Raw genomic sequence first — 12,842 nt, 5'->3', positions numbered from 1 at the left:
ACCACCTTTTTACACAACATATGGAAGATGACATGTACAAAATAGCCTTAGCAGCCGCCGCTGCTCTCTTGTTAGCAGGTTGCCAATCAACGACAGAAGAAGACATGGGCAGTGGTTATGTTCGTGTTGTGAACGACGAAGGTGTCGTCACTCACATCTGTCGTAATGAACAAACTGTAGGAACTAACTTCAAGAAACGCGTGTGTCGTACACCTGCGCAAATGAAAGAAGAGCAAGAAACGGCTCAACGTGAACTGCAAAGAAACCAGCGCGGTCCACTACGTCCTGTCGGAATGAATTAAACTAACTCCGGCAGTGAAATCCGAAGAGCCACCGTCAGGTGGCTTTTTTATGTCTGCCATTTTTTCAGCGAAACCAAGGAGTAGGTTTATGACGATGGTAGCAATTAAAAATATGGCGGCCGAGGAACGTCCGCGTGAACGTATGGCTGCATTGGGAGTGGGTACACTAACTGATGCTGAATTACTGGCGATTCTGTTGGGTACAGGTACGCGCGGACGCGATGTGGTTCAGTTTGCCCGAGAACTATTAGAACAGTTTAATGGAATTGGTGGATTGCTTACTGCATCAGCGGAAGATCTGCTGCAACAACCGGGTGTGGGTCCGGCTCGAGTCATGCAGTTGCAAGTGATCATGGAATTGTCGCGCCGTTATTTAAGTTGGCAACTGCAACGTGATGATGGTTTTACGCAACCTGCTATGGTCCGGGATTATTTAACCGCACAACTGCGCCATCAGGAACGAGAAGTTTTTGTGGTGTTGCTGCTGGATAGTCAGCATCGGTTGCTGAAGTACGTTGAGCTATTTCATGGCACCATTAACGCCGCGCCGGTTTACCCGCGCGAGATTATAAAATTAGTGATGCAACACAACGCGGCGGCAGTCATTTTGGCGCACAATCACCCCTCTGGAGTAGCCGAACCAAGCCAGGCGGATCAGCGTGTGACCGAGCGGCTTAAGAAGGCTCTGAGCTTGATCGACGTGGCGCTACTGGATCACTTTGTTATTGGCTCAGGATCGCCAGTTTCATTTGCCGAACGCGGGTTATTGTAGTAGAGTAGCGCGGCTTCGTTGCGACACTCTCAAGAAAGGTTCAAAAATTCATGAGAGGACGATCGAACGATCTAGAAACGATCAAAAAAACACTGCGATCACTTGATTGCCGGGCTAATTTGCTGTATAAAATGCGCCCTCGGATTCAAGGCAAGGCCGCGATGGGCGACAGGCGAGCTTGAAGCAAATTTTGGAGTAAAAAACGATGTCACGAGTATGTCAAGTTACAGGAAAGCGTCCGGTAGTGGGTAACAACCGCTCGCACGCGAACAATGCGACCAAGCGTCGTTTCCTGCCGAACCTGCAATCTCACCGCTTCTGGGTTGAATCAGAAAAGCGTTGGGTAAAATTGCGCATTACTACTAAAGCAATGCGTATCATTGATAAAAACGGAATCGACTCTGTGCTTGCAGAAATGCGCGCACGCGGCGAGAAAGTGTAAGGAGATAAACCATGCGTGATAAGATTCGTTTAGTTTCTTCTGCCGGTACTGGTTTCTTCTACACTACCGATAAGAACAAGCGCACTATGCCTGAAAAAATGGAAATCAAAAAATTCGATCCAGTGGTTCGTAAGCACGTGATTTTCAAAGAAGCCAAAATTAAGTAATTTTTGCTTCGGCAGACCTGCCGCAAATGCTTTATAAAAAACCCGACTTCGCGTCGGGTTTTTTGTGCCTAGTGATCAAGCTTAGCGGGTGGGATCAATGACGCCGCCAATACTGGCATTGTGCCGATACCAACCGGTAATGCTAAAGCGGTCACGCTGGCCTGGAAGCACTTCATGGACAAACACATCACTTAAAAATAGAACGAGCTTGCCCGCTTCAGGCAATACCTTCTCCAGCACATCACCTTGAGCGTCGTACATGACCAACTCACCGCCATCATTCGTGTCCCACTCCGGATTGAGGTAGAACACGCTGGTCAAAATGCGATTACTACGACCTTTGAATGCATCCAGATGTTTACGATAAAAAGCGCCAGGAGGGTAATGGGCGAGATGACATTCATAGTCGAAGAGCCCCATAAAGAGTTCACGATTAATCTGCACACGTAGCGCATCCATTAATTCCAGATAAGTGGCTTCAGGTGCGCACTCGCGGTGCAGCCAACGGATCTTATCCTGCCGCACAGCCGTATTCGTGGTGTACTGATCAGCGCGTCCAATTCCGGCCTGTTGCCAAGCGTTAGGGTCTAGTGCCACCGCGTAGTCAAACAGTGCTCGGCAATGTTCGGTCGCCAAAAAGTTCGGTACAATCACATAGCCATGAGTCGCCAATTGCGCACAATCGATGGCCTGCGTATTAAACGCATCCAGTTCGATAATTGGCTCAAAATCAGCTGTTGTCATGGGTTTGAATAGATAAAGTTGAATGAATGAAAGTTGCGCGAATATAGGGCAGATTCGCCGTTTGCGCAAGCGCCTCACCACTGAATAAACCGAAGAGATATCGAATGCCAGAGTTACCTGAAGTTGAAGTAAGTCGACGTGGTATTGCACCGCATTTGGAAGGCCACGTGATCAAGCAAGTGATTGTGCGCGATGCACGGCTGCGGTGGCCAGTGCCTGAGACCTTGCAACAACTCACAGGTGCTACCATCACTCAAGTGGAACGGCGCGCCAAATATTTGATTATTCACACCACGCAAGGTTACGCCATCGTGCATCTCGGTATGTCGGGTAAGGTTCGCGTGATTCCGACCGATACCATTGTCGTCAAACATGACCATGTGGATTTAGAACTTGGTAGCGGTTGGTCATTGCGTTTCAATGACCCGCGTCGCTTTGGTTGTTGGTTATTTAGTGAGGAACATCCGTCTCTTGAACACCCGCTACTGCGCGACTTAGGACCTGAGCCGCTGACCGATGATTTTCATTTAGACTACTTGTTTAACGCCTCACGAGGACGTTCACAATCCGTTAAAACCTTCATCATGGACAATCATGTGGTGGTGGGTGTCGGTAATATTTATGCCAATGAATCATTGTTTAAAGCGGGAATTAATCCCAAGCGAGCCGCTGGACGCATTAGCAAAGCTCGTTACGCTAAGTTAGTGCCTATTATTAAACAAACCCTCGCGCGTGCCATTGAGCAAGGTGGCACCACCTTGCAAGACTTCACACAAGCCGACGGTCAACCCGGTTATTTTAAGCAAGAACTTATGGTTTATGGGCGTGGTGGCAAGCTCTGTATGCAGTGCTCGGGACGGCTGAAAGAAATCCGCCTAGGGCAGCGCAGTACCGTTTACTGCCCAAGCTGTCAGCGCTAAAACTTAAGGCTGAGGACGGACAATAAAGACGCTATGATGGTCGTCCTCGTTTTTAATATTAAACTGCGAAGTATAGTCTTCGCTGTACCAAGGTTGCTTAGACAGGGTTTGTTGGACGCGGATCAAGTCTTCAATTCTCATCCCGGATTGATTACTCACTTTGAGCTCGCAAATGGATGTGCGACAGGTTACTGACTGCAGGGGTAAGTCGCCGAGTTCGTCTTTACTTTCAAAGAGTCGCTCCACATCAGACTCCACTAAATAAGCCCAGTCTAGATCAACAGATTCTTGCAACATACGGTCGGGATAGGTCGTGAACTCTCGCAGTTGCGCTGCTATTTTATCGTCCTGTTGTTGTTCTTGCACCGCCTCTGGGACCTCGTCGTCATTAAGACCATTGGTTTCAGCGGCCGTTCTGGTTAAGTCTTTAGACTGCTGCACATCGGTACTCATTTTTCCTTCAGAAGCCTCAACTCTGGCGGTCGCAAAACCTTTAGCGAAGCCTTTTTCGAATGATATTTCTGCCTGTAGGCTCGAGGAAGGATGCTCAGATGAAAAGTTACCAAACCAAAGTAAGGCAAGAATAATGACGATATAAAAAACGTGAAAAAACTTGTGCATGTCCGTTCGCATCCAGTTCAGTGAAACCTAGCTTCAGTCTACGAGTTGTTGGAAATAAATGCACTTATTTGTTGAACAAATGTGGTTGGGTCACTGATAAAGGGTGCATGACTGCAGCGCGGCGAGACAAACTGAGAGCTCGCGGGCGCCAGAGCTTGAACCTGATCCGCAACGCTGGCAGGTACTAGCGCATCGAGGCGACCGTAGAGGCGAAAAAACGGTAAGTCGATGTGCTTCAATTGCTGACGAAGATCAACGGTCGCCAACATATCCAGTCCTGCATCCAGAACCTCCACCGTTGCCATAGGTTTTTCGAAAAGCCACGCTTTGACTTGCCTAACATCCTCTTTCGCATGTGGACTGCCCATCGATTGTAGTGCCAGAAAGCGCTCGACAGTTTTGCGGAAGTCTTTGCTCAGGAGGCGCGCAAAGTTATTCAAAATATGGGGTTCGATGCCGGGCCAGTGGTCTGCTGCTGGGAAATAAGGTGAGCTGGCGACAGTCGTTAAACTTTGCACACGCTCGGGTGCTTGAAGAGCAATTTGTGTCGCAACCAAACCACCCAGTGACCAACCAACCAAGTGAAACCGTTCTGGGAGCGCCGCCAAGGTCAATTCAACCAGGTTGGTGAATGTTATGGGGAGTGTTTCAGGCCACGCCGATTCGCCGTAGCCTGGCAGATCAATCTGATGGAGACGCCCCAGCTCAGACAAGGGCTTGGCAACCGGTGTCCAGATATTGGCGTTCAAACCCCAACCATGGAGTACGACAATATCCGACCCTTGCCCACTGACCTTTGACCAAACCGCAGCTACCATGAATACACCTCTAGACAGACAAGGAAGTGGTTATGGTAGCGATAGCTCGGCAGCTTGCCAAGTGGATTGATTTAACGCCTGGTTTGGCGTGTTGTTGGCTTTGTGAAGAGCCGCTGGAAGTGGGTGAAAAGAGTTTTTGCTCAGTGTGTTTTGCCGACCTGCCGCGGTTACCGCCACGCTGCCAACGCTGGCGCTGTCAACGGCAAGACCTTGCCGCCGGACGATTTTGGTTTGCCGCCTTACGATGGCAACCCGAGGTTCAAAAGTTGATTCAGTATTTTAAGTTCAAGCAAATGCCCGACTTGGCGCGAGTTCTAGCGCCGCTGTTGGGAGCGCAGCTTCATACCTGCTACCAACGTTTTGTTCTGCGTGAAACCAGCCAGCCTGTGCGTTGGCCTGACTTGATTGTGCCGATGCCAATGAGCAAACAACGTTGGTGTGAACGCGGCTATAACCAAGCGGGACTGTTGGCAGGGCAGTTAGGGGAACTCTTGTCCATTCCGGTAGGGTACGGAACGTTACGGCGACTACAACAGGAATCACCGCAGCATCGCTCGAATGCGGCAGAGCGCTGGCAAAATATGAGTCACAGTATGCATTGCACGCGGTCGGTCAAGGGGCTGACCGTCGCGGTTGTGGATGATGTATTAACGACCGGAGCTTCGGTATCAGCCGCAGCTCTGGCACTGCAACGACGCGGTGCGGTAGCGGTAGATGCATGGACATTGGCTTACACCGAACCCCATGCACCCCCGCGGACCACAACAGACTAGTGAGCGGCCTCGGCTGCAGCTTCAGCCGCTGCGGCTGCATCTTCACCCGGATTCGCTGAAGGGCGAATGGCCGGTGCTAAGTAAATGGCATTACTCAACAGTTTCGCCGAGCCATAGAAGAAGGCACGGAAGTTGACATCGTCACTGAAGGCAACCACACGACCTTGACCTAAGCGGTGCGCTAGAACTGCTGTTTTACCGGCGAGCACTTCGCGATTTTCTTTTGCGGCGTAACCACTCAACAGTGGCTCTGCCAAGTATTTCGCTACACTCAAGAATGGCTGCTCTGGTGTTTCCATAGCGTTCAAGCTGTCTTTAAAGACGGGTAGCTGTGCACGCGGGAAACCGAAGCTCAGTGGATGCGATGTATCCAGTTCTACACCGAATATCGCGCCAGCAACGCGCCGCTTGCCGTAGAAGCTATCCATATCGTCGTAGCGGAGATTGGTGGTATCAAATTTGTCTTCGAAGACTTCATCCTCAATAAACTTGGCAGCCAGAACATCGTTCTCGGCTAACCAACGTGAACCACCCTGTTGGCCAATCACGACACCACCGTTGCGAACCCAACGACGTAACCGATCAGCATCGCCCTTATCAAGGTTGTAGTAGCTGCCATCGACCATCACAATGTGGGTATAGCGAGATAAGTCGATACGCCCGAAACGATCGGTATCAATCATCGAGACCGGTACATCCACATGGCGATCTAAGTAGTACCAAGCTTCACCACCCTCATACATGCTGGCACCGTTACCGACCAACATCATCACGCTGACTTTCTCGACTGGGCGCAAGTTACTGCTACCGATATCAATACCTTTAGGTGTTAATCCCGAGGTAATGGCGCTGACTTCGAGATTATTGGCAGCGGCAATGGTTCCCAATTGTGCCTGAACTTCAGCCCAAGGTTTCGATTGGTAGGCGCGGGTCACCACGACTGTACCTGGGTCAAAGGCCACTTCGCCAGTGGTCGTGAGTGCGCTGAAGCTCTTGTCTGCTTGGCGCACATGGATGTCCGCTTCCAGCAAGTTTTGTAATGCGCGCGGGCTGAAGTAGTTATGCCACTCAAACGCATACGCGTAGGCGTCCGCTGGCAATTCGGGAGAGGTCGACTCTGTAGCTGGAGTCCACGCTGTATCGGAGGTGCTGATGCGACGTCCGTTGAAGGTATTGAACGGAACGTTGAACGCCATCGGTAAAGTCCACCCCGAGACATCATAGAAGGTATTGTCTCGGAATGACTTATCGGTAGTAAAAATGGCACGGATCAGCGTGTATTGCTCTTGCTCCAGAGGCACATAGTAACTGCTTCCAGCTGCATAGTTGGTGCCGTCGACTTCTAAGTCGCGCTCCAGTGCATAAGCCTTAATACCATGTTGATGCAAGATGTTGAGCATCTCATGGAGGCGCGCTGGATCGGAGTTGTCGCCCACCACGTACCCATTGAAGTCTGCCTTTTTGGCAGCCGAGTATGCCGCATCAAAGAAGCGCTGTTGATAATCTAAGAACAATTGCTTGTTTTCATGCGCCCCGTACATGGTGGTCAACGAGGTATCAAACTGGTTCTGAATCGTAAACGGAAACTCGACTAAGCCATTGATCGAGTCTTGCGCATGTCCGCGACTCGAGGCCTGCTCAAACAAGATTCCAATAGCGCCTTGTACGTCAGGATAGGTGGAACCTTTGCCAACATAGAAATCGTCAAAAGCTTCCTCAGTGAAATAGAGGCGGCCATCTTCATCGAGTTTGGCTGCGTGGTATTCGGCCAGCTTAGCAGTTAATTCGACGTTCTCTTCTGGCGTGTTTGGGTTCCGGCGCGTCGGAATGCCCGGTTGGAAGAAGAACGTACTGTTGGTGCCCATCTCATGAAAATCAGTCAACACATTTGGACGCCATTTCTGGAAGTTGGCGATACGCGCACGTGATTCTGGATGTTGTAATAACAGCCAGTCACGATTTAAGTCAAACCAGTAATGGTTTACACGACCGCGCGGCGTGCCTTGCACATGTTCGCGATGCTGCGGATCCGCGACCAAATTTTGGCTTTTATGCTGATTAGCCCATTGTGCAAAACGCGCAAGGCCATCTGGATTCAAGCTTGGGTCTAAGAGAATGATGGTATCTTTGAGAAGCTGTTCAATTTTCTCGCCTTGAGCAGCCGCTAAGTAGTATGCATATAACAATGAAGAGTTACTGCCGCTTGGCTCGTCTCCATGAATGCTATACCCCATATAAAGCACGAGCGGAGCGGTCTCTGGATCGCCCTTGCGCTGCGGATCAGCCAAAGCAGTATGTTGTTCGCGCAACTCGTCCAGATTTGCAAAGTTCTCAGGTGCAGTGACCGTCAGCAACAACAAGGGACGTTGCTCATGGGTGCGTCCGGTGTATTCAATCTGGAAGCGGTCGGAGTGCTCAGCCAGTACCTCCATATAACGTACCAGTTGATCATGGCGCACGTGCCATTCACCCACTTCGTAGCCCAGTACATCGGCTGGTTTTGGAACAGATGGGTCATAGGTGACATCATCAGGTAAATAGTCAGCCAAAGTTTTGGCGTGTGCACTTGTTGTCATCAGTATGATGGCAGCTAAAGTAGCAAGCGAGGACAGTAACTTATGCATAGCAGATCCTACATTGAGTCCAAAATAAAGGCTCACCCTAGCAAATAAATGCGGGGTGCGACACTAGCGTTACTATGCAATGTAGGAAATTTGCGATAAGATATACCCTACTAAATTACTCAAGTATAGCAGTTAGGTGGTGAGTATATGATTCGGATAACCGAGAGCGCACAAGAGCATTTCCGTAAGCTTCTAGCCGAGCAACCGGATAACACCAACATTCGTGTGTTTGTCGTGAACCCAGGCACAGCATCTGCTGAGTGTGGGGTATCTTATTGTCCGCCAGACTCTGTTGAGGCGGACGACGAAGTATTGCCATTCAGTGGCTTCGATGCCGTGGTCGATTCAACCAGCGCGCCCTTTCTGGCCGATGCTGTGATTGATTTTGAAGTACAAGATTTAGGTTCGCAATTAACCCTAAAAGCACCGAATGCCAAAGCACGGAAAGTCTCAGACGATGCGCCATTGATCGAGCGCGTTGAATATATGATTCAAGCTGAGATTAATCCGCAATTGGCTAATCACGGAGGCAAAGTGTCGGTTCAGCAAATCACCCCAGACGGTATTGCTGTATTGCAATTTGGCGGTGGTTGTAATGGTTGTTCAATGGTTGATGTGACTTTGAAGGAAGGTATCGAGAAAGAGCTATTGCAGCGCTTCCCGAATGAACTCAACGGCGTACGCGATGTAACTGAACACGAACGTGGTGAGCATTCGTACTACTAACGCCTAACCTGTCTAAATATTGATCTAATGTAAAGAGAGTGATCCCATCCTGATTATCTTTTCGTAACGTTATTTGCCAATAACAAACGAGGAATAAATCATGAATGGGATCACAAAACTGAGTCTTGCTGCAACAGCAGCGTTTGTCTTAGCCGCGTGTGGGAGCAGTAGTACCAATGACGACGATGATGTCGCCGTCCCGCCGCAACCAACACCAACGACCTCATTAAGAGTACACCACAGCGTCGCTGATGCGCCAGATGTTAATGTGCTAGCGAACGGCAATGCTGTCCTTGAAGCCGTTCCTTACGGTGCATCTTCAGGCGTGCTTTCGGTCGATGCAGGTGACTATAGCTTGCAAGTCGACGGTATTTTACCAGATGGTTCTGTCGCAACGGTCATTGGACCCGCTGACGCAACTTTCTCACAAAATACCCGTTATGAAATTTTTGCTATCGGTAGCGCCGCTGACGGCACTATCGAGCCGTTGATCTTCGCAAATATGGATAGCGAAATCGACGCGGGCAACGCGCGCCTGCAGGTCGTTCATGCATCGCCAGCTGCACCAACCGTCGATATCTTCCTTACAGCCCCGGATGCAGATTTAACTGCTGAAGCCCCAGCTGCAACGTTGCAGTTTGGTGATTTTACTGGCCAGCTCGATGTTCCAGCCGGCGAATATCAAGTACGCATTACTGTAGCCGGTGACCCAGCTGCCGTTGCGTATGACAGCGGTGCAATTGAATTACCAGATGGCGCTGACCTCGTAGTAGCAGCTGTTAACAACACAGCAACGGGCGCATCGCCAGTCATGCTGCAGATTGCTGATGGTGAAGGTTCAATGCTGTTACCTGACGTGAATGCGGGTGCTGACATTCGTGTGGTACACGCCAGTGCAGATGCTCCACCAGTCGATGTAACCGTGAACAACGCTGCAAGTCCAGCCATTGCTGGTTTAGCGTTTGGTTCAGGTACTGACTTTATTAACCTGCCAGCAGCCGATTACCTCATTGATGTAGCTGCCGCGGGCGGTACACCAGTAGTTATTGATGACGCACCTCTAAGCCTGGCTACAGGTGATGCATTATCAGTCTACGCAGTAGGTGCATTGGGCGATGGTTCGTTGACCTTAGCCGTTGTGGGTGATGCACAACGTCGCGTAGCGACTGAAGCACAAGTACAACTGGTACATGCTTCGCCAAGCGCTGGTAATGTTGACATCTATGTCACTGCAACCGATGACATTAGCGGTGCTTCACCAGCTTTTGCTGACGTGCCTTTTGACTCAACTGCGTTGGTCTCAACCGGTTATGTCTCTTTGCTGCCAGGTGACTACGTAGTGACTGTTACAGCAGCAGGTACACAAACTGCAGCCATTGGTCCGATTCCATTAACGTTAGAAGGTGGCGGTATCTACACTGCAGTCGCGGTTGATTCTGCAGGTGGTGGTTTACCTCCAGGTCTGATCTTGTTGGATGACCTCGCTCAGTAATGAATTACTTGAGTAGAACTGCGTAGCGTCGCGTCAGCATCCAATATTGACTGACGCCGCGCGCAAGCAGAAATAATGATAACGCCAACCACAAACCATGGTTGGCGTTATTGTTTTCTAAGAGCGCTTGACCTCCCAGCCAAACCGGCACGAACACCAATAACGCGCTAATAGCCATTGTGTCGCGCATCGCTTGGGTTAAGCCAAGGCCAATATAAACACCGTCGAAATAGTAGCTCCAGTGTCCCAGCAGCGGGAGAATCCAGAGCCAAACCAGGTAGCGATTAGCCACGGCAATAACATCTGGCAAATCGGTCAGTGTTTGAATAATCCAAGCGCCTGCTAACCAGAATGTCAGGCTATAGAGACAGGCAAACACACAGGACCAAACCAACGTAAGCCGCATCCAAAAGCGAATCTCGCCACTGTTTTTGCGCCCTCGAGCGGCTCCAACGAGGGCTTCAACAGCATAGGCAATGCCATCCAGACCCAACGAGATCAGGAGTAAGAACTGCATCAGAACGGCATTTGCAGCAACTACGACCGCGCCGAAACGTGCTGCATACCCAGTCATGACAGCCATACAGAGCTGTAATAACAGCGAGCGAATAAACACATCTCTATTCATGCCGGCGAAGCGCCGTAAATGCTCTCGCTGGACTCGCCAGAGCGGGCCAATGGCTGGGAGCAAAGGTTTTAGCATGGCTAAACCGAGCAATGCTGTGGCCACCTCGGCAATAACCGAAGCCCACGCTGCGCCGGCTACAGTCATGCCGAGCCCGATGATTAAAATCAAATCACCGACAACATTCACGGCGTTGGTAAAAATGACCAAAATCATGGCCCGTTTGCTTTGTTGACGCCCGAGGAGAACGCCTAAAACCACCAAGTTCGTCAAAGCAGCGGGAGCTGCCCACAGACGGATGGAGATGTATTGAGACGCGAGCAGCTGCAGTTCTTCTGAGGGTTGGATGATCCACCAAGCTCCCGCAATAATTCCGGGCGCTCCTATCATCAATACCAAGCCAAGTCCCCACGCGAGCCATAAGCCGTGCACGAGAGTCCGTTCCGTTGCGGGTTGATCTTCAGCACCAAAAGCTTGGGCGGCTTCTGCTGTCGTCGTCATCCGTAAGAAAATGGCTAGGAGGAACACAAAGCTGACAACCATGGCGCCTAAAGCCACGGCACTCAGGTAGATCGACTCGGGCAGATGCCCTATGATGGCAGTGTCAACGAGACCTATTAAAGGTGCCGCGATGTTGGAGATGATCATCGGTAGCGCAATGGCAAAAATTCGTCGATGATCGCCACGTGAGCCCCAGCCAAGCCATTGCTGAGAAGAGGAGTGAGTGTCGATGCGAGTTGTTGGTTTGTGGCTAGCCATACTGGTTAGCGTTCCTTTTGTAGTACTAGCGAAGTCGACCGTTGCCACGGGCGTTGCCATTTTACAGTATCACCATATTGGCGATGATACACCGCGGGTTACTTCGGTAACAGTCGCAGAACTCGAAGCGCATTTTGAGTTTCTGGCCGAAAATAATTTCACAGTATTATCGTTGACAGAAGCAGCCGAGCGCATCGAAGCAGGGACTTTGCCTGAGCGTGCCGCAGCTATAACCATTGATGATGGCTGGCGCAATGTCTATAGCGAAGGCTTAGAACTATTCAAGAAGTACAACTACCCCTTTACTATTTTCGTGAATCCAAAGTTGATGGCTGAGACTCCGCGTCTATACATGACGTGGGACCAACTAGAGTCACTTCAAAATTACGGTGCGACCATAGCAAATCATTCACAGTCACATGGTCACATGACCTGGCGTCTCGAGAATGAATCTGAGGCAGAATGGCTTGAAAGACAGCGTAATGAAATTCTTGCCGCTCAAGCAGAAATTGACCAACGGCTCGGGCAGCAACCCAAACTATTTGCGTATCCCTATGGCGAGTACAATCCGCAGTTAGCTGAGTTATTGGTTGAGGAAGGTTTTCTAGCGTTTGCACAGCACTCGGGGCCTTGGGGTAAATACTCACCGGACGGCGCCATTCCGAGATTTCCTGCATCGGCCCAATACGCCAATTTAGAAACACTAAAAACTAAGCTGTTGAGTTTGCCACTGCCCGTGGTGCAGTCGAAGCCGGAATCCATGATTCAGTCTGGGTCTGAGGTAAGACCAACAGTCGAGCTCACTATTGAGCAAAGTGAGCAGTATCGACTCAGTCAGATGAATTGTTTTTATGGCAGTTCGGTGATTCAACCGCAGTGGTCTGAGGTTGGCGACGGTTTAAGCCGAGCGACCATCGAATTGTCGAGCGACTTAACCATAGGCCGATCACGGCTGAACTGTACGGTGCCATCGGCTAAACAGAACGGTCGTTTTTATTGGTACTCCCATCCATTCGTACGACCGGATGAGAATGGACGTTGGCCCGATTAAAATGAA

General features: G+C 50.3%; 14 protein-coding genes. 9 read left to right on the top strand and 5 right to left on the bottom strand.

What is annotated here, in order from left to right; all coding sequences use genetic code 11:
* Positions 1-32 precede the first annotated feature (32 nt).
* The 4 genes from CWE22_RS07190 to rpmG all read left to right on the top strand — a co-directional run bounded on the left by CWE22_RS07190 (position 33) and on the right by rpmG (position 1,683).
* Positions 33-302 carry a hypothetical protein gene (locus CWE22_RS07190; protein ID WP_169930651.1) on the top strand — a complete coding sequence of 90 codons (270 nt, stop codon included), beginning with the start codon at positions 33-35 and terminating at the stop codon, positions 300-302.
* 94 nt (positions 303-396) lie between these two features.
* Positions 397-1,074, top strand: coding sequence for a RadC family protein (radC, locus tag CWE22_RS07185; RefSeq protein ID WP_244596017.1), 678 nt, complete (start codon positions 397-399; stop codon positions 1,072-1,074).
* Between the two features lie 205 nt (positions 1,075-1,279).
* Positions 1,280-1,516 carry a 50S ribosomal protein L28 gene (gene rpmB / locus CWE22_RS07180; protein ID WP_169930650.1) on the top strand — a complete coding sequence of 79 codons (237 nt, stop codon included), beginning with the start codon at positions 1,280-1,282 and terminating at the stop codon, positions 1,514-1,516.
* Positions 1,517-1,527: 11 nt separating this feature from the next.
* A complete protein-coding gene (gene rpmG, locus CWE22_RS07175) occupies positions 1,528-1,683 on the top strand; it encodes a 50S ribosomal protein L33 (RefSeq protein ID WP_086433484.1) in 156 nt (51 codons plus the stop codon).
* Between the two features lie 81 nt (positions 1,684-1,764).
* Here rpmG and CWE22_RS07170 read toward each other — a convergent pair whose 3' ends face one another.
* Positions 1,765-2,427 carry a 2OG-Fe(II) oxygenase gene (locus CWE22_RS07170; protein ID WP_169930649.1) on the bottom strand — a complete coding sequence of 221 codons (663 nt, stop codon included), beginning with the start codon at positions 2,425-2,427 and terminating at the stop codon, positions 1,765-1,767.
* Positions 2,428-2,531: 104 nt separating this feature from the next.
* On the opposite strand from CWE22_RS07170, the gene mutM reads away from it, so the two are divergent.
* A complete protein-coding gene (mutM, locus tag CWE22_RS07165; RefSeq protein ID WP_169930648.1) occupies positions 2,532-3,347 on the top strand; it encodes a bifunctional DNA-formamidopyrimidine glycosylase/DNA-(apurinic or apyrimidinic site) lyase in 816 nt (271 codons plus the stop codon).
* Positions 3,348-3,350: 3 nt separating this feature from the next.
* Here mutM and CWE22_RS07160 read toward each other — a convergent pair whose 3' ends face one another.
* Entirely contained in the window at positions 3,351-3,968 is a 618-nt protein-coding gene (locus tag CWE22_RS07160) for a hypothetical protein (RefSeq protein WP_169930647.1), read from the bottom strand.
* A 38-nt stretch (positions 3,969-4,006) separates the two neighbouring features.
* Positions 4,007-4,786, bottom strand: coding sequence for a pimeloyl-ACP methyl ester esterase BioH (gene bioH / locus CWE22_RS07155; RefSeq protein ID WP_169930646.1), 780 nt, complete (start codon positions 4,784-4,786; stop codon positions 4,007-4,009).
* Positions 4,787-4,818: 32 nt separating this feature from the next.
* Here bioH and CWE22_RS07150 point away from each other — a divergent pair, with 32 nt between their 5' ends.
* The gene (locus tag CWE22_RS07150) at positions 4,819-5,559 is read left to right on the top strand and encodes a ComF family protein (RefSeq protein ID WP_169930645.1); all 741 of its coding nucleotides are present in this window, start codon (positions 4,819-4,821) and stop codon (positions 5,557-5,559) included.
* Here the strand turns inward: CWE22_RS07150 and CWE22_RS07145 are convergent.
* Positions 5,556-8,183, bottom strand: coding sequence for a M14 family zinc carboxypeptidase (locus tag CWE22_RS07145; protein WP_169930644.1), 2,628 nt, complete (start codon positions 8,181-8,183; stop codon positions 5,556-5,558). The two genes, CWE22_RS07150 and CWE22_RS07145, sit on opposite strands and share 4 nt — an antisense overlap.
* Before the next feature lie 147 nt (positions 8,184-8,330).
* On the opposite strand from CWE22_RS07145, the gene nfuA reads away from it, so the two are divergent.
* Together nfuA and CWE22_RS07135 are read left to right on the top strand one after the other, a co-directional pair.
* A complete protein-coding gene (nfuA, locus tag CWE22_RS07140) occupies positions 8,331-8,909 on the top strand; it encodes a Fe-S biogenesis protein NfuA (protein WP_169930643.1) in 579 nt (192 codons plus the stop codon).
* A gap of 100 nt (positions 8,910-9,009) precedes the next feature.
* Entirely contained in the window at positions 9,010-10,401 is a 1,392-nt protein-coding gene (locus tag CWE22_RS07135) for a DUF4397 domain-containing protein (protein ID WP_169930642.1), read from the top strand.
* Between the two features lie 4 nt (positions 10,402-10,405).
* Here the strand turns inward: CWE22_RS07135 and CWE22_RS07130 are convergent, their stop codons facing one another.
* Positions 10,406-11,785, bottom strand: a complete 1,380-nt coding sequence (locus CWE22_RS07130) for an MATE family efflux transporter (protein ID WP_169930641.1) — start codon at positions 11,783-11,785, stop codon at positions 10,406-10,408.
* Between CWE22_RS07130 and CWE22_RS07125 the strand changes: the two genes are divergently transcribed.
* On the top strand, positions 11,757-12,836 hold the full coding sequence (locus CWE22_RS07125; protein WP_169930640.1) for a polysaccharide deacetylase family protein: 1,080 nt from the start codon (positions 11,757-11,759) through the stop codon (positions 12,834-12,836). The genes CWE22_RS07130 and CWE22_RS07125 overlap by 29 nt on opposite strands.
* Positions 12,837-12,842 lie beyond the last annotated feature (6 nt).

Source organism: Pseudidiomarina aestuarii (assembly GCF_003987355.1).
GTDB lineage: Bacteria > Pseudomonadota > Gammaproteobacteria > Enterobacterales > Alteromonadaceae > Pseudidiomarina > Pseudidiomarina aestuarii.
The sequence above is the reverse complement of the archived record's forward strand: the minus strand, read 5'-3'. Positions and strand labels throughout refer to the sequence as shown.